The following is a 23987-nucleotide window of genomic DNA, read 5'->3' as shown; positions in this document are numbered from 1 at the left end:
GCAAACATATCTGCTAAGCGTGCCGGTTATTAATTTAGACTATTTTTATCAGAGGTTAGGTTGCCATCCTAACAGCAGTTGCTTCCGGATGAGCTAAACGGGTGGAGCCATTATCTGAGGGCGATCGAAGCACTCTATTTGCTCTTGGGGCGATCGTAACGAGATGCTGGCAATAACTAAGTAGTATATCTGCTTACCTACTTAGCTTATTTCAGCGACCTGTGTAGCAGAAAGTGCGATTACTGATTCCGTATTAATTCTAGCAGTATAAGTGACTTGTGCGCCTTGTATTCCCTTTAAATCTTCAACTCGTTTGTGAATTTCGGAGACTCCAGCAGCTTTTAATACTGTTAAAAATGCTTGGTCGCCGTAAACATCTTCGGAAAACGAAACTTCGTCACTTTTAGAAAGATTTTGAATCCGGGCAGCTTTGTTGACTGTGGAACCAAAATAGTCGATCGAATTATTAAGATTTACCAGCAAAGCCGTACCTCGGTGAATGCCAATTCTGACTTGAACCCACTCTGCTTGTTGGCGAGTTGAATTGTATTTTCTTAAACGGGCCACAGCACCGACGGCCGCCATAATTGCTTGTTCGTTGCTGATAAAGGAAGCCATGACGGCATCGCCGATGGTTTTAATTAGTTTTCCGCCAAATTTCTCGATCGAATCAAAGAAAATTTCAAAATGATCGCGCACAATATTGTAAGCTTTCGTATCTCCCAGCGTTTCGTACATTCTGGTAGAACCGGTAATATCAGTAAACATAATAGTAATCGCCCGAATCTTGACTCGCTCTCTTTCCGATATTACTTGATCGCCGAACAAACGCTTATAATCGGGGTGATGAAGCAGTTGCATTCCTGATAGCCGTAGGGGCAGTTGTTCTAATGTCAATTCATCGGGCAATTCATCTGAATGCAAAATCAGCCCGGACAAATTGTGCTCGGTATTAGTTAATTCTATCTTGACTTTTCCCGGACGCACGGCTAGGTCTGTTTTGTCAAAATCTGAATCGGCTAACTGCTTGAGTTTAATTTCTTGTATGTCTTCTGTTTCTGCGCCTTCAACCTTTAAAATCCCTTTAGCTAAAGTCAGGGGACAGCAGTAGCGGTATCGACCTTTTTCTAAGGTGACAGTCTCGGATTCGGTGCAGTATAAAGGTGTTACCAGTTGCAGTTTGTTCTGGAGTACGGGAGGGGGAGCGCAGATGGGTCGCAGTTGCGGGTCTTCGATTTCTTTGTTTAAGGAAAAAGTAACTTCAACACGATCGAGCAAATCAATTTGAAACTCGCGCTCGCACATCGGGCAAAAAGACATTTCTGATGTGTCTGCCAAATCCTTGAATTCGTCTGTAATCATGTTGCAGTGTGGGCAGTGAATATCCCAATGCAAGTCGAAAGCACCGGCTTTCACTCCGTGCAGAAATTCCGAAGTAATTCTTTTAATATTCTTGACTGTCTCGCCTGCTATGTAGTAAGGGTTAATTCTCAATCTCTGCAAAATGTGGGAACCGATTAACCATTTTTCGATTTGGTCGATCGTTCCTTTGCTACAATTGGGGCGTTTTTTTAGCTGTTCTAATTTTTCTTTTAATAATTCGATGTTCATGATCTACTTGCCTTTGAGCGTCAGGGCAAGAAATTTATAATAATTTTGTTGTATACTTTGCTCGTCTGGTTAGTTCTACCGTGAGAATTCTGATGAGTTTGCACCTGTGCGGATATCTCTGGTCTTTATAAATCTTAACAAATTAGCACGATGAAGACCATGCCTATTTAGGCAGATTGATCGCGCTATCACTTCTTTTAATTAAAAGTGCGATCGCTGCATCGGTCTACAGAAATATCTTAAATCTCGGTAATTAAGAAGGGGGAATTGTCAACCACCCAGCAGCGACTAAAGACTAATAACTAATGACTAACTCAAAAAAAAAAGAGGGAATTTTCCCTCTTTTAATCACACTAACTGAGATGTTATTCTTCCGTCGCAGGAGGGATTTCTTCCTCTACATCTAATACTGCTTCAGGTACTGCTGCTTCAGGTGCTGCTGATTCAGGTGCTGCTTCAGGTGCTGCTTCAGGTGCTGCTGCTTCAGGTGCTGCTGCTTCAGGTGCTGCTGCTTCAGGTGCTATTTCTTCTGGCAGATCCTCTTCCATTGCTGAGGGCACATCTTCGAGTATTTCGTCGGAGATGTCATCATCAGCATCAGTTTCTACAGGAACGTCTATGCCAGCTTTAGCTTGCTTTTGAGCCAGCATTTTCTCGCGGAACTTAGCTGCCATTTCCTCAGCTTTTTCGTAAACCAATTCGCGATTTTTAACCATCGCGCCGGGTTCCGGTTCCAACTGCTTGGTGGAGAGAGAAATCCGGCCCCTCTCAGCATCCAAGTCAATAATCATCACTTTTACTTCGTCGTTGACATTGAAGACGCTATGAGGCGTATCGATGTGATCGTGCGAAATTTCCGAGATGTGCAGCAAGCCACTGACGCCGCCGATGTCGATAAAGGCACCGTAAGGCTTGATACCGCGTACTGTACCGATGACGACTTCCCCGACTTCGAGGCGGTTCATCTTGCGCTCAACTAAGGCGCGACGATGACTCAACACTAGGCGGTTGCGGTCTTCGTCTACCTCTAAGAATTTTAATGGTAATTCTTCGGCGACTAATTCTTCCTTCGGTTTGCGGGTGCTGATGTGAGAACCGGGAATAAAGCCTCGCAAGCCTTCTATTCTCACGAGTGCGCCGCCGCGGTTAGTGGCAAATACTTGCGATCGTACTGTGGCATCTTCTGCTTGCAGTTGTCGCACTCTTTCCCAGGCCCGCATATACTCGATGCGCCGGATGGACAGGGTTAATTGTCCGTCTTCATTTTCATCGGTTAGAATGAAAAATTCTCTGGTTTCGTTTGATTGCAATACCTCTTCTGGGCTTTCGACTCGATTGATGGACATTTCCTGAATGGGAATGTACGCTGCTGTTTTAGCACCGATATCAATCAGAGCGCCCCTGGGTTCTATACTAAAAACTGTACCCGCTACTACATCGCCCGGGCTAAAGTGATAGTCATATTTATCAAGTAGGGCTGCAAAATCTTCGTGAGTAAAGCCGATGTCTTTGACTGTGGTTTTGAGATTGACCATGCGAATAGTTTCCTAGGATTTCTCTCCTTCATGTTTTTCGTGTGCCGGCAGATATTCGAGATTTTGGTGAAAAAGGGGTTAACTTTTTTCCAAATCTTTTACTAAAGTCAGTTTTTGCTAACTTTTGCCGGGTGCAACTGCACACCAGCGCTTGCCATTACTGTTACTCCATACTCTGTGTTAAAACGTTTAATCTTAACATTCCGAGTCAAGTAGACCATTATAACTTACGCGCATACTGGTTTAAAATTAATTTAAGCGAGCTTAGCTGGGAGTAGCGCAGGATGCTGGGCTTTCTCGATCGACTGCTTCGGAATCCGGCAAATCTGCGTCAAAATTTGTCCCAGTTTCTGCATCTTCAGCTTCGTTGAGGGGATTCTGAAGGTGATTTAGGGTATCTACAAAATCTCGGATGCCTCGAAATTGCCGATATACTGAGGCGAAACGGACATAAGCAACTTCGCTGAGTGGGCGCAGGTGCAACAGCACCAGTTCCCCTATTTCGGAGCTGGCGATTTCTCGGAGCGATCGACCTTGGAGTTGCGCCTCGATTTCTTCTGCCAGAGTTTCGAGATGCCCGGAAGACAAACCTGTTTTTTCGCAGGCCCGAATCAATCCCCTGACTAATTTTGACCTGTCAAAAGATTCGCGCTTGCCGTCCCGTTTAATCACCGTAATCGGCACAAATTCTATGCGTTCGTAAGTTGTGAAGCGGTGCTGGCAGCTCAAACACTCGCGCCGCCGACGGATGCTTTGACCGGATTCGGCTGAACGCGATTCTAGAACGCGGCTATTTGTGTGTTGGCAGGAGGAACAGCGCATGATTGCTGATTGTAACAGGCATTGCCAGCAAATTGCCACTCATCTAACCGCTTGGGGTCTGATGAATGGCTGGACTAGAAAAATGACTTAGCACACCGCCGGTGGAATAGTCCCGCACCAGATTCGATGCAATGATGCGGGCTGACCGCAGTCCGGTTCAGGATTTTTTGGATTTGCTGCAGGCGTCTAGCTAATTATTTGCCAATCCGGGGAGGTTCCCGAAAGGCGATCGCAAAAAATAGTACACCTAAGGCTAAAGCCAGAATCAAAATGTAAGCAACACTTTCCATGTTAAATTTTCCCTATCTTCCCTTGCCGTATTATTTTATCTTAATTACTGCTTTTATTATTAACTAAAAAAACCCGGTTTCTTCAAGAAACCGGGTTTTTGTGTACCGGGGAAGTTCCCCGCTACCCAGAGGCTGGCGTAATCTACAGAGATTCTTCTCTTCTTGTGGTCACGTCGCCCAGTTTTTGGAACAAGCCCCACTCGACTTGTTCTTCCATGTCAGCCTCAACTCCAGCAAACACGTCGCGGAAAATAGTCCGAGAACCGTGCCAGAGATGGCCGAAGAAAAATAGCAAAGCAAAGCAAACGTGTCCGAAAGTGAACCAACCGCGAGTCGAAGTGCGGAAAACACCGTCAGAATTCAAGGTTTCGCGATCGAATTCAAATACTTCACCCTTTTGGGCGGCGCGAGCAAACTTCTTAACATCTAGAGGATTATTAAAGGTTTGACCGTTAAGTTCGCCACCGTAGAAGCTGACAGTAACTCCGCTTTGTTCAAAGCTGTATTTTGATTCAGCGCGGCGGAAGGGGATGTCAGCACGAACGACCCCATCTTTGTCAGTCAAAATTACTGGGAAAGTTTCAAAGAAGTTGGGTAGGCGGCGAACCGACAATACCCGACCTTCACTGTCAGTAAATACTGGATGACCCAGCCAAGATTTAGCAATGCCGTCGCCGTTGACCATCGCGCCAGCGCGGAACAAACCGCCTTTAGCAGGTGAGTTGCCAACGTAGTCGTAGAAAGCCAATTTTTCGGGAATTTTTTCGTAAGCTTCTTGGAAGCCTTGACCTGCGGCCAAGCTAGCTTGAGCTCTGCGATCGATTTCTTGTTGGAAATAATTTCCGTCCCACTGATAGCGAGTCGGGCCAAAAAGTTCGATCGGAGTAGCAGCAGAACCGTACCACATCGTACCCGCAACCACAAAGGCTGCGAAGAACACGGCAGCGATACTGCTAGAAAGTACAGTTTCGATATTCCCCATACGCAGGGCTCTGTAAAGACGTTCCGGCGGCCGCACTGTCAAGTGGAACAAACCGGCAATTACGCCGACTACGCCCGCTGCAATGTGGTGAGCCACGATGCCGCCCGGATTATACGGGTCGAAGCCTTCAGGGCCCCAAGAAGGCGCCACTGCCTGGACGTGACCGGTCAGGCCGTAGGGGTCGGACACCCACATTCCCGGGCCAAAAAGTCCCGAAAGGTGAAATGCGCCGAAGCCGAAGCAAAGCAAGCCGGAGAGGAACAGGTGAATGCCAAACATTTTTGGCAAGTCGAGGGCGGGTTCGCCGGTGCGAGGGTCTCTGAAAAGTTCTAAGTCCCAAAATACCCAGTGCCAGACTGCTGCTAAGAACAGCAGGCCCGAGAGGATGATGTGAGCGACGGCGACGCCTTCAAAAGACCAGAAGCCAGGATCGACGTTACCTTCGCCGGTGATGCTCCAACCGCCCCAAGAACCCGTGACTCCCAAGCGGGTCATGAAGGGGAGCACAAACATCCCTTGACGCCACATCGGGTTCAAAACTGGGTCTGTGGGGTCAAAAACTGCTAATTCATAAAGGGCCATTGAGCCGGCCCAACCTGCCACGAGGGCAGTGTGCATTAAATGTACAGAAATCAATCTGCCTGGGTCATTTAAGACGACTGTGTGTACGCGATACCAGGGTAGTCCCATTGACTGCGGTTCTCCAAGGTGTAAGTGATGATGTCTATTTTGACGGAAAATGCAGATTCTGAATCCCGAGCAGTTACCTGCGGGCTTTAAACTCTGCCTTTTGCCGAATGCCATCTACCTTCAAAGGTGGAAGCATAAAAATGAAAGTTATTTAAAGAAGTGTATCGAGTGTTAGAACCGATTGCAATATGTTGGGCATTATATTAGTTGCGAGTTGCCCATTTCGCAGCGGGCGGCGATCGTCCCGAGGCGTTCGAGGACTTGCTCGGCATCTATGAGTCTGGTGAGCACGACGTTGCCGATGTTTTTGGCAGGATCGTTCGGATCTGCGGAGGCTGTGGGTTTGACTTCTACCATGAGTACAGCCTCTTCGACGCGGTAGAGCCACATTTTTTCTTTGCGATCGCACAGACAGAGGTCTAGTTGTACAATGTCGGGGTGGCGTCTCCAAGCGGCGTAACTCCACTCGCCGCCGACTCCCCAGACTCGCCCAACTTTCCACCCGTCGGATAAGAAAAAATATTTCATTTGTTGTGTACGCTTGTTGAGATTTTTTTGTCTAACATAGCGCAAAACTGCAAGATTACGGAATTATTGAACCGCGAAGACGCCAAGGACGCGAAGGAAGAGCAGGGAAGAGGTAGGTAATTTTCTAGCTGTTGGGGATAAATTTACCTAATTATGAGAGGGGTTTCTGCTGGGTCGATCGGCAAAATATCCAATCTTTGATTGTTCAAGTCGAGTACAATTCCTAGCATTTACAGGGGAAATACTTCTCACAGCGGCTGGGTTCCGTCAGGAATCTCTAAACATTCTAATGTGCCTTCGGCGCCTAACAAGGTTGTGGTAATTTTGCTCTTTTGGTTCCTGGCTGGCGATCGCATAATCTTAAGCTCAATTAATATGCCCGAATTTTATCCTAATCAACCAACAAACTTCAGATTACACCAGACATCCATCCGCGTTCATCTGCGTTCATCTGCGGTTAAAAATCACCCATCAATATTTTTGCTAAAAACCCAATCCCAAAACAATCGACATTACTGCTAAAATAAAGTACGAGTCTTTGCAACTCAAACACCGACCATGACCGCACAAACACCAGTAGAATTCCAAGACAGTTTCGACATCATCGTAGTTGGTGCCGGACACTCCGGCTGCGAAGCCGCCCTCGCCACTTCTCGCCTCGGCTGTCGCACTCTTCTCCTCACCCTCAACCTCGACAAAATTGCGTGGCAACCCTGCAATCCCGCTGTCGGCGGCCCGGCTAAAACTCAACTCACTAACGAAGTGGATGCGTTAGGCGGGGAAATTGGCAAAATGGCCGATCGCACCTACCTACAAAAACGCATCCTCAACTCTTCGCGAGGCCCCGCAGTGTGGGCGCTGAGAGCGCAAACAGACAAGCGGGAATACGCCGCTGTGATGAATAATATTGTCGAAAATCAAGAGAATTTGACCATCCGCGAAGCGATGGTTACAGACTTAGTGTTGGGCAAAAACGAAGAAGTTATCGGAGTTGAAACATACTTCGGCGTCGCTTTTGAATGCAAAGCAGTAATTCTTACCACAGGCACTTTTTTAGGTGGCACAATTTGGGTAGGTAATAAGTCAATGCCCGCCGGACGCGCCGGAGAATTTGCCGCCGTTGGTTTGACGGAAACTCTCAACCGTTTGGGCTTTGAAACTGGCAGGTTAAAAACAGGAACTCCGGCAAGAGTTGACAAGCGTACTCTCGATTATACCAACCTGGAACCGCAGCCGGGAGATGCAGAGGTTCGCTGGTTTAGTTTCGATCCAGAAGTTTGGGTGGAACGCGAACAAATGCCTTGTTATTTGACTCGAACTACGCCAGCAACTCATCAGTTAATTAGAGATAATTTGCACCTTTCTCCAGTCTACGGCGGCTGGGTGGATGCGAAGGGGCCGCGCTATTGTCCGAGTATTGAAGATAAAATCGTGCGCTTTGCAGATAAGGAAAGCCACCAGATTTTTATTGAACCGGAAGGGAGAGATATTCCTGAACTTTATATCCAAGGTTTTTCGACTGGTTTACCGGAAAGTTTGCAATTGCAAATGCTGCGGACTCTTCCGGGTTTGGAAAAGTGCGAGATGATGCGCCCTGCTTATGCTGTGGAGTATGATTATTTGCCGGCAACTCAGTGCTTTCCAACGCTGATGACTAAGAAGATTGAAGGTCTATTTTGCGCGGGTCAGGTGAACGGTACGACTGGATATGAGGAGGCGGCTGCACAGGGGATTGTGGCGGGTATTAATGCGGCTCGGTTTGCGAAAAATCAGGAGATGATTGTCTTTCCTCGCGAGCAAAGTTATATCGGTACTCTGATCGATGATTTGTGTACGAAGGATTTGCGGGAACCTTACCGGATGTTGACTTCGCGATCGGAATACCGGCTATTGTTGCGATCGGACAATGCGGATCAACGCTTGACTCCGCTGGGACGGGAAATTGGTTTGATTGGCGATCGCCGCTGGGAGTTATTCGATCGCAAACAAGCTAATATTGTGGCGGAGAAGGAACGCTTGTACTCGACGCGGGTGAAAGAACACGAGGAAGTTGGCAAGCAGATTTTTGATGAGACTCAACAATCGATTAAAGGTTCGATTACTCTGGCTGATTTGTTGCGTCGTCCGGGTTTTCATTATGTCGATTTGGAACGGTACAATTTAGGCGATTCTAGTCTGAAGTTGGCTGAGAAAGAAGGTGCGGAAATTGATATCAAATATTCTGGGTATCTGCAAAAACAGCAAAATCAAATTGATGAAATTGTCAGACATGAACGCCGACAATTGCCGGGGGATTTGGATTATATGGCGATTACAACTCTCTCAAAGGAGTCGCGGGAAAAGTTGACTAAGGTGAGGCCGCTGACTATTGGCCAAGCGTCGAGAATTGGTGGGGTGAATCCGGCTGATGTTAATGCTTTGTTGATTTTTCTGGAAGTGCGAAACCGTCAGCAGCCGGCTGGTGTGGGAAAATAATTTGATGTTGCTGGTTTTGACTACGATCAACCAGCGGCAGATGATTAATTAACCACCAACCACGGGAGAATTTAATTTATATTGATCCAGAAGATTATCCAAAAACTGCAAGACATCCCCGAAGATAACCTTGCACAACTTTATGACTTGATTGACTACTTTCGCCTGGGTTTATGGAGAGAGCGTACATAGCCCCGCACTGCCGGTTTACTCACCGGACAACTCGTGGACGCTTTCTTTGAACCCCAACCAGAAGAGGAATTAAAGCAATGGGAATGAGCTACCTCCTCGATTTTGCTGTGGTGGATCTTTGATGACGCTAAACTCAACAACGACTATTGACACAGATCAAAATCATGAACTATATTAAAGAGATGGATGCAGCAGAAATGCTCTAAGCACGACATCCCGTTACCCACTTGGGTCGAGGAAATTCCGGTAAAGACGTTCTGAATACCAAAATTTATTTTTTGGTGAAGGCTCTTTAAGGAGCTTTTGTCACTTTTAAGGTAAGGGTCTAGAATTATGTCTAAACCAACAACTATGTTTGCTATCGATAAAACTAATAGTCAATCAGCAGAATCTCCTCTCTCGGTAACTCGTATTGAAATCGAAAAGTTGTTCGGTACGTACACTTATGATCTTTCAAAAGAAGTAGCAAGTACAGGTTCATTAAGCTCATTGTTTATTTTATATGGTGATAATGGTTCTGGAAAAACCACTATTCTTAAACTACTTTTTCATCTTCTTTCTCTTTCGGAAGACAGAAGACATCGTTCTTTCATAGCGCAAATACCTTTTGCTAAATTTGCTGTTTCGCTAGCTGGTGGAACCGATATAGTAGTTTCTCGTGAAGAAAAGAAGTTACTTGGACCTTTTCAAATTGAACTTCTAGAAAAAGGTAAGAATGTTTCCAAAGTTGAATATAAAATCGATGAGAGGGGAATACCCCAGGGTTTAGATGGAGATTTTTTAAGAAGGTTATCGGAACTTCAGTTAAGTGTATTTTTTCTTGGTGACGATAGAGTTCTCAACAGCGATGTATTTGAGTCAGAAAAAACAGAACTTGAGCAATTCTTTCTTATGTCGGAGAATCGTCGTATGGGTCTAGATCCGCGACGGTTTTTAAGAACGTCATCTCACGTTGCCAATATAGATCGAGATTTTGCATTAAGAACTTCTATAGCCCGTACTGAAAATTGGATTCAAGAGCAAGAATTCAAAGGATCTAATAGAGGGTCGGCCAGTGTTCATAATCTGTATGAAGAGATTATTTCAAGAATTATTACCTCAGGTGAAATAGTATCGGAGGATCTTCCACACTCATCACAACAATTAATTGAAAGATTAAAAGCCGAAGAAGATAGAAGTAAAGAATTTTCTCACTTTGGTTTAATGTCACCACTAGACACTCAAAATCTAATCCGTACAATTGGCAATAATAATAGTGAAGCAACTCTTCCTATTATTTGGAATGTCTTAAAACCCTACCTTGATAGCGTTTCAGCAAGACTAAATGCGTTGCAAGAGACACAAGATTTATTGGATCTTTTTGTAAGTACAGTTAATAGCTTTTTTAATGATAAAAAGATTGAGTTGCACGTTAGAACCGGGTTGAAGATCGCCGCAACTGGAAATGGTCAAGAGATTTCTCCCGAATCACTTTCATCTGGTGAAAAGCAACTGCTGCTATTGCTTTGTAATACTTTAACTGCAAGAGATAAAGCCACAATTTTTATCATTGATGAACCTGAAATATCTTTAAATATTAAATGGCAGCGGCAACTTATTCATGTACTCCTTGAGTTTACGAAGGGTAGCTTAGTCCAGTTTTTACTTGCTACTCATTCTATTGAGTTACTAGCTCAATATAGAAGGAATGTAGTTAAGCTACAAGATGTAAGCAACGAGATTGAAAATGGAAGATGAGAAACGCCGTAAATTAGATGAGTTAGTTGCTCGGTATGACCTTGAACCTAGTTTACGTGATGATGTGTATGTTGAAGGATTAACTGATAAGTCTATCATTCAATGGTTTTTGGAGAAATCTAATTTAGATACAAAAAACGTTGCTGTTTACGAAATTGATACTGTAGATATACCTACTGATCAGCTTTTTGCACTAGGATTAAATGACAGTAATCGTAGTCGAGTGATTTTTTTGGCTTTTCAACTGCAAAGGCTTTTTGAAACAACAAGCCTTCCTCACGTTGTTTGTATTGCTGACAGAGATTTTGATGACTTAATAGGAAGTTCAAGTATAGAATCTGAACTTTTACTATTTACTGACTATACCTCAATTGATATGTATCTTTTTGATTCTAATATTATTGAAAAGTTTTTAAGGTTGGCGTTACGTAAAGATGATTTAGAAGCTGTGAATATTCTCACAAATATTTACCCTATTCTTGAAGAAATGTTTTTACTTAGAGCCGCTAACCAATCTTTGAGTTATGAAATGGAATGGTTGTTACCAGGTGCATTAAAAGACTGCTTTAATAAAAAAAGACGAAAAGGTGATCCACTTGAATTTGATTCAAATGTCTTTGTTGAGAAATACCTAAATAAGAATAATAGAAAGTCAGAGAAAATTGCTTTTTTAGATAAAGTCAACGAACTCCGAAATAAAAATATATCAGAAATTAGGAACAAGATACGTGGACATGATTTTATTCAGCTTTTTTGCTGGTATATTGAGCCTTATCTTCCAAATAATAAAAAAGGGTTTACTGAAACAGAGATTGCATTTGCTGCTTTGCGATGTTGTTTGGATGTAAATTATTTGATGCAAGAAAAACTATTTCAAGAGCTTACAAGGCGTATGAGTAAATAAACCTAGACTAAGAGATAGAGATTGAGTGCATCAAGCCGTTTGATGACTGGTAAGATTATGTTATTCTACAAAAAATAGGCGGGTGGCGATAGCCCCCACTGACAATACTAAAGCATTTCGACATAAAGCCAGAGGTTTGAAACATAAATTTTCGCCCCTTGGCGTACTCCCTACATCTCTCGCCCAAACATCACATCACCCATTTCCTGCCGGTATCCGCACAGTGAAAATAGACCCTTTACCCTCCTCGCTTTCCACCAAAATTTCGCCGCCCATCATCTGACAGTAGTAGCGACTAAGTGTCAGGCCCAATCCGGCGCCGTCGTACGGTCGCGTTGATGAACAGTCAGCTTGCACAAAAGCTTCAAACAATTTGTGCTGTTGTTCTTCCGACATTCCAATTCCGGTATCCTTAACCGATAAGCAAATCCAATCCGACTCTTCAACATTCAGGAGGGGACAAGCGATCGCCGCAGAAGGAGTTTCATCGGCAGGCATTGAATTGTCAATCGCCGATCGCCCTGCTGCATAAAATTTACCACTGCCTTCAATGCGCCTGACAGTCAGTTTCACCCTACCGTTTTTGGTAAACTTCGCAGCATTACTCAGCAGGTGCATCAAAACCTGCCGCACTTTTTTGAAATCTGCGTGCATGATACCCGCAGTTCGATCGCACTCTATGTCTAAAACATTGCCATTTTTCTCTACCAACGGTTTCGCCGCACTCGCAACATTGTCAACCAGGGATTCGATGTCAAACTCCTGGATTTCGAGTTTCATCCCCCCAGCTTCAATTTTTGACAAATCGAGGATATCGTTAATCAAAGATAGCAGGTGCGTGCCCGCCTTCTGAATCTTGTCCAAGTCGGGTACAAACTCATCACATCCCGCATCTTCGGCATCTTCTGAAAGTAGTTGACTGTAGCCGATAATCGCATTTAAAGGCGTCCGCAACTCGTGGCTCATATTTGCTAAAAACTGGCTTTTAGCAGTGTTAGCGGTGACGGCGGCTTCCTTAGCTTGTTTCAATTCTTTTGTATGTTCCGAAACCCGCTGGATCAGGTGATTGAGAGACACAGCTAATGAGCCTATTTCGTCTTGTCCGGTGACGGGGGCTCGCAAATCAAAATTCGACTCGGCGGCCACTTGTTTGGCAATCTGAGTGACGCTCACGACTGGTTTAGCGATCGCCCGACTGGTGCGGTCAGCCACCATTCCAGCCACCAATACCGACAGCAGCATACTAATAATAATTATGGCTTTTTCCATTCCTTGAGCCTCCTCCATCACTTCACCGCCTTGCCCCTCTTGCTGCTGGGCAATATCGAGGATTTTGCTCAATTCCTCAAGGCTGCTGTTAAGCTGTTTTAGACCTTCTCCGCTTTCTGTCGCCAAAAGTTTTCTGGTCGACTCTATCTCCGGAGGTGACAGTTGCGATCGCTGGATTTTCTGCAAAGTTGACTTGAGAGTATCGGCGTAGGATTCTAAATCTTCCGTGCAATCTTGCAGTAAACTTTTGAGAACTTCCGGCTTTGCTGCCAGCCAAGCCGGTTGGCTATCGACAAACTTCTCTATACGTAACTGCTGCTCTTTTGCCTGAACAATACTCTTGACAAACAGCTCTTCTTTCTGTTTCAGATTGGCAGGATTCTCTACCAAAGAATCTAGCTGTGCTCCCTGCAATTGTGCCGCCAGCGCTGCATCTTTAAAATTTCCGAGCAATTGCGCTTGTAGGTGAGCATCATTGAATTGTTTTAATCCTTGTCCTTGGTAGTAATCGGCAATCACCAGCCCGCTCATGGAGCCAATAAATCCGATTCCTATTGCCAGGAAATACCCGCCACCAATTTTTTTATGGATAGACCAACCGCCAATTTTAGATGGCAACATTTTGCGGACTTTTAAGCATGACATTTCTACAAAATCCTGGCGGGGGATTTTCTTATGTGGAGTTTCTATAGAAGCGACTTGTTCAGAAATAAAGAGCGGCATCAGTTTACCTACTTTGCTATTTTTTGGGTTTACCTTTTGCGTTGCCACAGGTTCTTTCTGCGGGTTATATGTTTCTAACTCTGGATTGAGTTCGCCCTGGTATTCCGAAACTGCAACCGATAAACTTGCTTCGTTCCCTGTTTTTTTTAGCAAGTTAATTTTTGACATATGCAACCCCTGTATTCTGTTGAAATCTACCACACTCTTAAGTTATCCAAATGGAAAAGCTTGTCTGTTTGACCGTAGACATCTGTGAAAAAGCATCTGAAACTCTAGTTGAGTCAGAGGATAAACTTAAATTTGGTGGATGTCTAATAGATAATTAGACTGTTGATGGCTGTTGTCAAATTACTTTTTCGGCTTGTAAAAGTCTGTAGCAGGCAAAATCAAGAAAATTTTGTCCAAGCATGGAATTCTTCAGGCAGAAAATTCTCTCTGACCTGTTTTGCCTGTGAGTAGCCCAAAGCTGATATTGTCTGTTGACAATGCACCCGATTTCTTCGCTTTGGACTTTCGCTGCCAGCAATGCGACGATTGCTTGACGATTTTTGTTGAGCATTTTACGAATTCAGACCACAGAATGTCACAAATGCGGCAGCCGATCGAACTTTTGCACCCTGGCGATCGACTTTTGGCATCGTTGCCCCGCAAAGACAAGTCTGAGGTGAAGTGTCGTTAGTTGAGTATAACTGTAGGGCTTGCGAAAAGAAACCCGGTTTCTGCGAGTCAACTGTTGGCGATTGCGAGTTCTGGAGGGGCAGTTGTCAATTCGATCGCGAGTGCTAGCTTACCGTCTCTACCCAAAGCTTCATCGGCCAAGTGTACCATCCAGCGATTCGGCTTGGCTTGGGGTCTGGCGGCGAGCACTAACGCCCAAGCTTCCCGTTCTTTGCCACGGCCCAACAGCGCAGCACACACAGTCAAAGCTGTGGCCGTTGAACGGCTGATCCCACTTTGGCAGCAGATCAGCAAACTGCCTCTGTGCGACGATATTTTGAGGGCGAAGTCAATAATTTTCAGTACATCCTCAAGGGTAGGCAAGATTTGATCGGGGTCGTCAACGGGGGTGTCGAGGTCGTTAAACTCCAGGCACATTCGGTTTGGGATTTGATGAAAAGTTTTGGGTTCGGGAACACCCGGACTGCCGATCGAGATCAGGTATTTAATCTCGCGCCCCGCAGCGTGCTCAACAATGTATTCGCTGGCTTCTGCTTGCGAAGCAATCAGGATTTGCGGCAGTTTTTCACCCGATAAATCTGGGGAAACAGAGGGTTCAAAATCAACGGTTTCTGCCTCAGTCCTGACATCCGCCAAGTATTGGGCAGCCAGCGCACGAACGTCAGCAAATTCGCGATTTAAAGCTGTTTCCAGAGCCAAAATAGCAGCCGTTGAGCCAATTTGACCGAGGGATTTAACAGCGTTTTGGCGCACTCCAGAAGTTTCGTCTCCCAGCAGCCGCACCAAACCTGCCACAGCTTCCTCTGTCCCAATTTCCCCCAAAGCAGCAGCAACTCTCCACCGCACATAAGATTCGCTGTCGCCAATTGCGCTCGCCAGTCCCGCGACCACCATTTTTGGCAATTTCGCATCTCCCTCTGTATTGATGTTCCCAAGGGCAACCGCCGCCCTGCCGCGCACGAAAATGTCTCGATCCGAGAGCGACCCGATTACCGCCACCATAGCCACCTCGCTGCTGATTTCTCCCAAGGCAGAAACTGCACTGCCGCGCACGTCTGAGTCGTCATGGTTGAGGGCTTGCACCAGCCCGGCCACAGCCGTTTCCGTGCCAATTTGTCCCAATGCCTCGGCGGCCCTCAAAGAAACTGCATAGGAGTCTGGATCATCGTGAAGCAATTCTACTAAGCCGGGTACTGCCTCACAATCGCCGATTTTCCCCAAAGCCGCCGCCGCTCTAGCGCGGACGATGTGATTTTCGTCTCTGAGGGCATTCAGCAGCCCTGGAACTACCTCAGAGACGCCGATTTTTCCGCAGTTGACGGCTGCCCGCCAGCGTACCTCAGAGTCTTGGTGTTTGAGGGCTTTCAGCAGCGTGGGGACGGCTGTTTTGGGGTGAATTTTGCCCAAGGCCCAAACAGCCCAGGCGCGCACCCCGGAGGCTTTGTGGTTGAGGGCTTTGAGCAGTGCTACGGCGGCTGGTTTCGAGTCAATTTCTCCTAAAGCCCAAGCGGCCCAAGCTTGGATTTGGGAATCTTTGGATTCGAGCGATCGGGCTAATTCAATTACTGCTGTTTCGGAGCCAATTTTCCCGATCGCTCGAATCGCATCAAGGCGCACTGCACTTTCTTTGTGGTTCAATGCCGCCACCAGCATCGGAATTGCCATATCGGAACTTGTTAGGGCCAGCAGTTGAATTTTGATCAACGGTGAAGTGGGGATTTTGTCGATTAATTTTATTGTGGCTATTTGAAATTCTGGCTTTACTGTTCCTGCTAACTTGGAGCCGAGTTTTAAATTTACTTTTAGAGCTAATTTTACTGCCCGCAAAGCTAGACTTTGCTGTTCTACTTGCGGCAATATAGTCGCCAAGGTTCGCATCCCTTGTTTTTGTTTCAAATATTTTTGATGGAATTGAGCATCGCTGAGCTCGGGTAGCTGTTGGATGAGGCTTGCTGCTGAGTTCACTGATTTATCCTAATATTTTGGCGAGCGGTTGAGATTGCTCTTTTAAACTGTCTTTAAAAAATATGGCGTCTACAAAACGCTACTTCTAAAAAAAAGCTTGCACCCACTTCTAAAATATGTCTTATTCCACTATTTTTGCAACTCCCCAATTATTAATTATTGGGTTTGTTTGGGCAATCACCTTGACAATTAGTAGCACTTGCTGCTTGGCATCGCTGCGCTTTTAACTGGCCTAGCTCTGCTATATCATTTTATACTCACCTCTTGCACCATTGTCAGCAACAGGCAAGATGCCTGTTCCACAAGAAAATTCCCCCTTTGTGGAACAGGCATCTTGCCTGTTAATAAAAGCTTATTGAGAATGGTGCAACATCTTATTTTATACCAACTTGGTTTGAAATAGCGATCGGCGCGGTTGACCGCGGCCAACCGGAAACAGCTTGATTGCGGGACAATCTCTCAACGAGCATAGGGCCCTTTTTTCAAAACCTTAGCCAAAGCGTCATCGTTCTCTCGCAAACCTTCGTAAAAAAACATCACTTCTCCTTGAATGCCGCAAGAGCGGTTGTAAGCAATTACTTGCAACAACAGCTCGGGAGTTATGCTATATTTGCTGGCTCGATTCGTCAACAAAATACCGGGCGACACACACTTTACTTGCTGCCCGCTAAGCTGTCCCCCAATCATTTTATCGACCAATTGTTTGTAAGCATTAAAATCGCGGCGATAAAACTGCGGGTGAAACAGATCGACCAAATTTTTGTCAACCCAAGCTTTAGAATCTTGCAAATATTCCACCAGTCCCCAGTCATAAGGACTCGGCGACATCGATAGCAACAAATCCGGATTAATAGCTTTCACTTCTCGGTGTAAACGAGCTACAAACTCAGTAATAATATTAGCACGCCACTGCACCCACTGTTGCTCTTTACAATCCGATGGTGCTGCCCTACCGCACTCTTCTCGATAGCGTTTAACTGTTTTTTCGTCGTAACCGCCTTCTACCGGAAACGCAATGCGATCGTCTCCTTGAACGCCGTTTACCGGATAATTCTTAGCAACTTCCAGCATCAACCCCATCACAAAGTCTTGTACTTCCGGGTCAAGAGAATTCATCCAGTCAAAGTTATTTTTCTTAAGTAAATTGCCGCTGGCATCACGGGCAGTCCACTCAGGTTTTTTCGCCAGCAAATGACCGCCCTTGCTATTGTAAGAACTCACAAATCCGTATTCAAAACAAGGAATAACTTTTAAACCAACTCTCTTGGCCTCAACACATATTTCTGCTAAGGGGTCGCGACCTTGATAGCGCGAGTCAATTTCCACCCCAAATTTTTCTCGCATAATTTTAGAAGGATAAGCCGTATAGCCCTGGCTCCAAATTATAGGAAAAACGGTATTAAATCCCGTATCGGCGAGAAAGTCCATTGCCTCAGCAATTCGCTCTTTTGATGTGAGAACTTTGCAGTCAGTGGTGGGTATCCAAACGCCGCGAATTCCACCAGGAGTGTTAGTCGCAAACGAACTTGGCAGCGTTGCTGGAGTTGGTGCAGAAAATCCAGTCGTCGCCAACCGCTGTTGGAGGGAAGAGGCAAAACTGCGAATTGCTGATTGGAAAGGTGTGAAAAGTCGCATTTATTTAATCTTTTTTTGTTGTCAGGTGGGCACTGCGCCCGCTACGTTATTGATTGGTAGCACCCGGTATTATTTATGGATAAGATGCGCCGAAGAACCGCCTATATTATTTATGGATAAGGTACGGAGTACGCACCCTAAATTCATTGGTAGCACCCGATATTATTTATGGATAAGGGGCGCAGTCCACGCCCCAAAATTGTACTATCCAGCTACTCCAGACAACTTCTGGCTCAAAGCTTCTTTCAAAAGTTCTGCCTTATCAGTTTGCTCCCAAGGCAGATCTAAATCAGTGCGTCCGAAGTGACCGTAAGCCGCCACATCTTGATAGAAACGGCCGCCTCTTTCAGCAGGCAAATTCTGCAAGTTAAATGCCTGAATGATTCCCGCAGGACGCAGTTCAAAATGTTGCTTCACAACTTCCAAAAGGCGATCGTCATCAACTTTTCCAGTGCCAAAAGTTTCGATCATCATGCTAACAGGCCGCGCAACGCCGATCGCATAACTCAACTGCACTTCGCACTTTTGGGCTAAACCGGCCGCCACGATATTTTTAGCAACGTAGCGACAAGCATAAGCCGCGCTGCGGTCTACCTTGGTGGGGTCTTTCCCAGAAAAAGCGCCGCCCCCGTGGCGGGAATAGCCGCCGTAGGTATCCACAATAATTTTGCGGCCCGTCAAACCCGAATCTCCTTGAGGCCCGCCGACCACAAATTTGCCCGTGGGGTTGACAAGGAAGCGAGTTTCTGCATCCGGCTTCACGTTAATATCGGCAAACACGGGTTGGACGACTGCGGCCCAAAGATCTTCTTTGATTTTGGCTTGAACTGCGAGCGTTTCTGTGATATCGCCGATCGTTTCGGTATGCTGGGTAGAAATTAAAATCGTATCTATGCCAACAGGTTTGCCGTCCTCGTAAATCACCGTAACTTGGCTTTTGCCGTCGGGACGCAGGTAAGATAACTGACCTGTTTTGCGGACTGCGGCCAGTTGACGGCAAATCCGGTGCGCTAAACTGATCGGCAGAGGCATCAATTCTGGCGTTTCGTTGCAAGCAAAGCCGAACATCAAGCCTTGGTCGCCAGCGCCGATGGCGTCCAATTCCTCTTCACTCGATTGTTCCCGGCTTTCGTGGGCTGTGTTCACCCCTTGAGCAATATCGGGAGACTGAGAATCAAGGGCTACCAACACTGAGCAACTATTGGCCGAAAAGCCGTTGTCAGCGTGGATGTAGCCAATATCGGCTATTTTTTTCCGCGCTAACTCTATGTAATTTACATGAGCTTTAGTGGTAATTTCTCCTGTCAGCAGCATCAACCCAGTGTTGACGACAACTTCGGCTGCGACGCGGCTTTTAGGGTCTTCGGTCAGTAAGGCATCTAAAATCGTATCTGAAATTTGATCGCAGATTTTATCGGGATGGCCTTCAGTGACCGATTCAGAGGTAAACAGGTAGCGGCGTGACAATGATTATTTCTCCTTAGATATGGGCTCTTCCTGCGCGACATCGACGACCAACGAGTTATTTTTCCGGTAAAGGCCAAGAATGATCGCCTCTGGGCTACCGTCGAATTTTTGTCGATCTGCAGAGCCGTGTTGAAGCAGGGTTTGAGACTGGGTAAAGTGACACTACTATAGCAAAGTCAGTTCCGGGAAGTCCCTAAAAACTTAGATTTTTTAGGATTGTCGATCGATCTTGGACACCGCTCGTCTACCCCCTAACCTGACAAAGGTAAGATACAGTCAGGGTATCGCCTTGTGCAAGGACTATGGCAGGACTCGAAAAATTACCAAACTTAATCCAAACAGTTGCTGACCTAGAATTTCCCGGCGATCCCATACCGCTTGACTCTCCATTTTATATTGATCCCTCAGGGGCCGAAGCCCTGGCCTGTGCAGAAATTAGCAAACCCGGAGGCCTTGTTCGCATTAAAGCTCCCAGAAAAATGGGCAAAAGTTCGCTGATGCTGCGGATAATTCACGCGGTAGTCGATCGTGCTGTCGTAACAATTAGTTTGGGAATTGGCAGCGTTGTTACGGGCGAGGAGAATGATGCGATAACGCTGCTACTGGCGGCTGATGAGGCTCTTTATGACTCGAAAAGGCAGGGGCGCGATCGGCTCACTATGAGTAAGCTTTTAAATTTTCGGTTGGCTGCTGTTAAGCTGTTGCACATTTAAAATGCGTATTTCAGAGGTTGAAATCCTTTACTGGCTTAGATAGCCTCGAAAATTTAAATGATGAACAGCTTAATTAGGTAATTCGGGGAAAATATAATTGATTTCTACACATAAGCTGTGGTGCATTTAATTTGTATGTTGAGGGCGGGCAGGATGCCCACCCCACAAAGGGAAAGATTTATTTTACTCTCCAATTTAAATGCGGATTAGCTTACAAAGTCCGCCCGCGCGGACTCTGAAGAAAAGGATAGTTAAGAACTGGATTTGATGTTAATAGCGGGGGACGGTTCGATCGACCACCATTGAGTAAGCATCAATGCCGCCAACGATATTTTTAACATTGGTAAATCCTCGCTCGGTTAACCAATGGCACATTTGAGCCGATCGCACTCCGTGGTGGCACAGAACTAGGGTTTCGGTGTCGCGATCGAGTTGATCGTCAATTTCACCAGACCATTCGGCAAACTCGCTCAGCGGAAAAGCTACAAATCCCGGCAGCGCAGCCAGCTCAATTTCGTAAGGTTCCCGCACGTCCACAAGCTGCAATTTCTCAGCATTGGTTTCTGCTAATTGGCGACCTAATTCTTCGACTGTAATTTGAGCAAAATTTTCTGACATAGGATTAAAAAAAATTAGTCATTAGTCATCAGTCATTAGTCATAAATCTGTTAACAGTTAACTGTTGACTGTTAACTGTTAACCGTTATTAATTGGGGGGCGCAGGCGGTGGAATTAGCTCCACAGGAGGGGTAGGTGCAGGGCGCCCGTCCAACTGGCTCACTGTGCCCTTGGGGTCGAGACAAGTGGCGACTAACTTGTCAGTGGGAAAGTCGAGCCTGCCGCTCAACCCGACTACACATTCAGCAAACAGTTCTGGTAATAAACTGCGGCGGCACCCATCGAGCACTAACAGGGCAGCAGCAGGTTGAGTTTTAGTTTTGCTGTTAATATTCACCACGCAAGTAGTCAATTCGTCGGGGCGCCTCACCTCCCGACAGCTAGAGAGCGCTTCGAGGCCAGAAATATTGGTTTTGCGGTTGATTTGCAGGGCGCATCGAGATATATCGCGGGGGTGGAGGGCGTCGGCACAAGCTGCTGCTGCTGCCTCGGCCCCTACTCCGGCTTCGATTAGTTCCTTAGCGCAGACGCGATAGGGATTTTGACTTCGCGGGAATCTCAGAGTGATTGCTGATGCTGGCGAGATTGGCAGTGCTGCTGCTAACAAACTCAGCGCGACTAAGGGAGTGCCGAGAGCCAACATCCAGCGCGGTGCTGGCTTTGGGGAAGCTGTGCGGGAAAAATTGCGGTTGTGCATGGCAGCTCGATTTGTGAGTTTTTGGGCTGGTTGGGACGATCGCGCGATCGGCTTTTACTTCAAAATTTACCGCACATTACGGATGGCTGCGGTCGATCGATTTTTTTTATCGATTTTTGTGGGATTTTTCACCGTTACAAACATATAATATAGAGTCTGCATAAAATTGCATACAGAGATTAGAGAGGAAAATAAATGTCTCGATATCGAGGCCCCCGATTAAGAATCGTCCGTCGCCTGAAAGAGTTGCCCGGTCTAACCCGCAAAACCCCCAGACGAGATTATCCGCCCGGACAGCATGGTCAAAACCGCAAAAAGCTCTCTGAGTACGCGGTTCGCTTGCAAGAAAAGCAAAAACTCCGTTTCAATTACGGTGTGACGGAACGCCAACTGCTCCGTTACGTCCGCAAAGCCCGCCGTGTCACCGGCTCCACAGGTCAAGTGTTACTGCAATTTTTGGAAATGCGCTTGGACAATACTGTGTTTCGGATGGGAATGGCTCCAACCATTCCGTCCGCTAGACAATTGGTAAATCACGGTCACATAACTGTCAATGACCGTGAAGTCAATATCGCCAGCTATCAGTGCAAGCCTGGTGATGTAGTTGCTGTGAAAAATAGAGAGCGCTCGCGCACAATGGTAGAAGCTAATCTCAAAGACCCAGGCTTGGCTCACTTGCCCAATCACTTGGAATTTGATAAGCAAAAACTAATTGGCAAAGTTAATGGCGTTATCGAACGCGAGTGGATTGCTCTACAGATTAACGAACTGCTAGTGGTGGAATACTACTCGCGTCAAGCCTAATTTATTAGTCATCAGTCGTTGGTCATTAGTCATCAGTTAGTTGCTAGCAGAATAATTAATAATTGGGTACGAACCCAGTTATTGATTAATTGCTACTGAATAATAAGGACTAAGGACTAAGAATTCATAATTTTCAAGACTCCCACCCCCTAAAAAGGGATGGGATTTTTTGAAGGTTTCGTTTCTTAACTTCCTGGAATTGCCATTTGTTCTGACGAGAACTGGTTGATGGCATTAAATCATGTCCTACCCCAAATTATTCCCTTAAAATGTTTCTTCTCCTGTAGGTTCTTGGTGAACAAGACCTCGCTTTTGAAGGCGATAATTCGCTACAACGGGGTAAACAACACCGCGTATCCGATTGATGGCGCCTACTGGACGATGAACTGCTAAGCCGTTCCAAGGAGAAAATCGCAGGTTTTCGTTGAAATCAGATTGTTTTTCATAATCAATAATCTGATGCTTGACAGTGAGACGACCTACTCTCAAGAAGGGTGATTCCTGTTCCTTCCAGACATTGATGCCATCGTCGATCGGCATTTTGAGGCTGGTTTGGAACTGAATGCCAAAATCCCAACAGTATTGAGCGTCAGGTTTCCCCAGAGCTTGAATTAGATCGTCCCGGTAATAATTGTCTGGTTGATTAGGATCTAAACCCAAGGCTTTAGCGCGATCGACAAAGGGAATTTTAGGAATTCCCGGTCGAGATTGTTCGGGAATTATCTCGTGCGGTGGCTTGCATGAAACCGGAGTAAACCCATACTTAATTACAGCAGGATATTCGACAGGAATTACACCAGGTTGCGAGGGATCGAAATCGGGATTGAGACCCAAAGCAGAGGGTGAACCGCTCCAATATTTGGCTGTTAGCAAACTCTTCGGAGTCCGGCTACCCGTAAGCGTCGAGACCGCTAGAAAGTGTTTGGGATGTCGGATTAGCCACTTTTTCAATGCCTCTGGTGATTCAACCAGAGCAGAAAAAAAGCCGTAGTAGTCTTTGATGGTTTGGCTCACAAATATCTCTGAATTGTGAACAATGATGTCCTGGGTTTTTGACTCGTGGCTTTGCGCGAGTCGTTCCCCTTCAACCCCCATGACTTTCACTGATATTGACCGCGAATCTTTTTGGTAATCAGGGTATACTTTGGTAGCCCCGTTAGCAAATCGCAACCAAACAGGATATTGTTTGGGTTTTGCCAGCAAACCTTGCTTAAGGGAAATCCCATTGAGTTGCGAAGAAGTTAACGAAGCGCGTTTGCCCAATTCCCGTTTAATCGCTTCCTCATCAAAGTCAAAAATTTCCAGAGTTCCTTTAACGCAGGCATGAGTTTTGGCGTGAGTATCTCGCAGCGCTCGCTCCTTATTGCCGTAAAGATTATCCATCCGAAGCTTGGCCTGCTCAACCAAAAGATCGTAATATTTGCGTTCGTTCTGTTCTGGATATTCGGTAAATAACTTCTTGCTCATAAATAACCTTTTAAAAGCTGATTGTGGCGATAATGGTTGGCATTTTTCCCTTGAAATGTACCTAATTTTTAACCTCATGTCGAGGGAAATCAGGTGTAAGTTTTTCGCCGTTAATTGGGTACTCCTATAAACCACGAACAACTCACCACTGCGACTGTCGGCTATTATTGAATAGGAGTTATATA

Annotated in this window: 20 protein-coding genes; 7 read left to right on the top strand and 13 right to left on the bottom strand. The window is 45.8% G+C overall.

The genetic code is table 11. The features are described 5' to 3' along the window. Nucleotides 1–201 precede the first annotated feature (201 nt). The 6 genes from QUA40_RS05790 to QUA40_RS05765 form a co-directional block, all read right to left on the bottom strand. A complete protein-coding gene (locus QUA40_RS05790; protein ID WP_333122660.1) occupies nucleotides 202–1611 on the bottom strand; it encodes an adenylate/guanylate cyclase domain-containing protein in 1410 nt (469 codons plus the stop codon). A gap of 365 nt (nucleotides 1612–1976) precedes the next feature. Continuing rightward, complete coding sequence (locus QUA40_RS05785; RefSeq protein ID WP_333122657.1) at nucleotides 1977–3146, bottom strand: 30S ribosomal protein S1; 1170 nt, start codon at nucleotides 3144–3146, stop codon at nucleotides 1977–1979. Nucleotides 3147–3410: 264 nt separating this feature from the next. Beyond that, entirely contained in the window at nucleotides 3411–3968 is a 558-nt protein-coding gene (gene nrdR / locus QUA40_RS05780; protein WP_333122655.1) for a transcriptional regulator NrdR, read from the bottom strand. 194 nt (nucleotides 3969–4162) lie between these two features. Beyond that, the gene (locus QUA40_RS05775; RefSeq protein ID WP_083622085.1) at nucleotides 4163–4258 is read right to left on the bottom strand and encodes a photosystem II reaction center protein T; all 96 of its coding nucleotides are present in this window, start codon (nucleotides 4256–4258) and stop codon (nucleotides 4163–4165) included. Nucleotides 4259–4400: 142 nt separating this feature from the next. Beyond that, entirely contained in the window at nucleotides 4401–5930 is a 1530-nt protein-coding gene (psbB, locus tag QUA40_RS05770) for a photosystem II chlorophyll-binding protein CP47 (RefSeq protein ID WP_333122652.1), read from the bottom strand. Between the two features lie 198 nt (nucleotides 5931–6128). After that, a complete protein-coding gene (locus QUA40_RS05765) occupies nucleotides 6129–6458 on the bottom strand; it encodes a hypothetical protein (RefSeq protein WP_333122649.1) in 330 nt (109 codons plus the stop codon). 558 nt (nucleotides 6459–7016) lie between these two features. Between QUA40_RS05765 and mnmG the strand changes: the two genes are divergently transcribed. From mnmG to QUA40_RS05750, 3 genes are all read left to right on the top strand, one after another. Continuing rightward, nucleotides 7017–8933 carry a tRNA uridine-5-carboxymethylaminomethyl(34) synthesis enzyme MnmG gene (gene mnmG, locus QUA40_RS05760; protein WP_333122646.1) on the top strand — a complete coding sequence of 639 codons (1917 nt, stop codon included), beginning with the start codon at nucleotides 7017–7019 and terminating at the stop codon, nucleotides 8931–8933. A 525-nt stretch (nucleotides 8934–9458) separates the two neighbouring features. Continuing rightward, nucleotides 9459–10862, top strand: coding sequence for an AAA family ATPase (locus tag QUA40_RS05755; protein ID WP_333122643.1), 1404 nt, complete (start codon nucleotides 9459–9461; stop codon nucleotides 10860–10862). Continuing rightward, the gene (locus tag QUA40_RS05750; protein WP_333122641.1) at nucleotides 10852–11766 is read left to right on the top strand and encodes a DUF4435 domain-containing protein; all 915 of its coding nucleotides are present in this window, start codon (nucleotides 10852–10854) and stop codon (nucleotides 11764–11766) included. Before QUA40_RS05755 ends, QUA40_RS05750 begins: the two co-directional genes overlap by 11 nt. A 195-nt stretch (nucleotides 11767–11961) precedes the next feature. On the opposite strand, the gene QUA40_RS05745 is transcribed toward QUA40_RS05750, so the two are convergent. Beyond that, nucleotides 11962–13926: a HAMP domain-containing sensor histidine kinase gene (locus QUA40_RS05745; RefSeq protein ID WP_333122639.1), complete on the bottom strand. Its 1965-nt coding sequence runs from the start codon at nucleotides 13924–13926 to the stop codon at nucleotides 11962–11964. A gap of 304 nt (nucleotides 13927–14230) precedes the next feature. On the opposite strand from QUA40_RS05745, the gene QUA40_RS05740 reads away from it, so the two are divergent. Continuing rightward, nucleotides 14231–14437, top strand: coding sequence for a hypothetical protein (locus QUA40_RS05740; protein WP_333122637.1), 207 nt, complete (start codon nucleotides 14231–14233; stop codon nucleotides 14435–14437). Nucleotides 14438–14484: 47 nt separating this feature from the next. Here QUA40_RS05740 and QUA40_RS05735 read toward each other — a convergent pair whose 3' ends face one another. The 3 genes from QUA40_RS05735 to metK all read right to left on the bottom strand — a co-directional run bounded on the left by QUA40_RS05735 (nucleotide 14485) and on the right by metK (nucleotide 19503). Continuing rightward, nucleotides 14485–16401: a HEAT repeat domain-containing protein gene (locus QUA40_RS05735; protein ID WP_333122634.1), complete on the bottom strand. Its 1917-nt coding sequence runs from the start codon at nucleotides 16399–16401 to the stop codon at nucleotides 14485–14487. A 459-nt stretch (nucleotides 16402–16860) separates the two neighbouring features. Further along, nucleotides 16861–18036: a family 10 glycosylhydrolase gene (locus QUA40_RS05730; protein ID WP_333122632.1), complete on the bottom strand. Its 1176-nt coding sequence runs from the start codon at nucleotides 18034–18036 to the stop codon at nucleotides 16861–16863. 204 nt (nucleotides 18037–18240) lie between these two features. Then, complete coding sequence (gene metK / locus QUA40_RS05725) at nucleotides 18241–19503, bottom strand: methionine adenosyltransferase (RefSeq protein WP_333122629.1); 1263 nt, start codon at nucleotides 19501–19503, stop codon at nucleotides 18241–18243. 302 nt (nucleotides 19504–19805) lie between these two features. Between metK and QUA40_RS05720 the strand changes: the two genes are divergently transcribed. Continuing rightward, nucleotides 19806–20216 (top strand): AAA-like domain-containing protein, encoded by a 411-nt coding sequence (locus tag QUA40_RS05720; protein ID WP_333122626.1) that lies wholly within the window; start codon nucleotides 19806–19808, stop codon nucleotides 20214–20216. Between the two features lie 270 nt (nucleotides 20217–20486). Here the strand turns inward: QUA40_RS05720 and QUA40_RS05715 are convergent, their stop codons facing one another. Beyond that, nucleotides 20487–20834, bottom strand: coding sequence for a rhodanese-like domain-containing protein (locus QUA40_RS05715; RefSeq protein WP_333122623.1), 348 nt, complete (start codon nucleotides 20832–20834; stop codon nucleotides 20487–20489). Nucleotides 20835–20922: 88 nt separating this feature from the next. Further along, nucleotides 20923–21531: a hypothetical protein gene (locus QUA40_RS05710; protein WP_333122621.1), complete on the bottom strand. Its 609-nt coding sequence runs from the start codon at nucleotides 21529–21531 to the stop codon at nucleotides 20923–20925. Between QUA40_RS05710 and QUA40_RS05705 the strand changes: the two genes are divergently transcribed. Continuing rightward, nucleotides 21530–21679 carry a hypothetical protein gene (locus QUA40_RS05705; protein WP_333122618.1) on the top strand — a complete coding sequence of 50 codons (150 nt, stop codon included), beginning with the start codon at nucleotides 21530–21532 and terminating at the stop codon, nucleotides 21677–21679. The two genes, QUA40_RS05710 and QUA40_RS05705, sit on opposite strands and share 2 nt — an antisense overlap. 47 nt (nucleotides 21680–21726) lie before the next feature. Next, on the top strand, nucleotides 21727–22335 hold the full coding sequence (rpsD, locus tag QUA40_RS05700; protein ID WP_193975783.1) for a 30S ribosomal protein S4: 609 nt from the start codon (nucleotides 21727–21729) through the stop codon (nucleotides 22333–22335). Nucleotides 22336–22599: 264 nt separating this feature from the next. On the opposite strand, the gene QUA40_RS05695 is transcribed toward rpsD, so the two are convergent. After that, complete coding sequence (locus QUA40_RS05695) at nucleotides 22600–23802, bottom strand: catalase (RefSeq protein WP_333122616.1); 1203 nt, start codon at nucleotides 23800–23802, stop codon at nucleotides 22600–22602. Nucleotides 23803–23987: the final 185 nt, after the last annotated feature.

This window comes from Microcoleus sp. Pol11C3, from assembly GCF_036701485.1.
Taxonomy (GTDB): Bacteria; Cyanobacteriota; Cyanobacteriia; order Cyanobacteriales; family Microcoleaceae; genus Microcoleus.
Note: the sequence above shows the minus strand (reverse complement) of the source record. Positions and strands in the feature narration are given on the sequence as shown.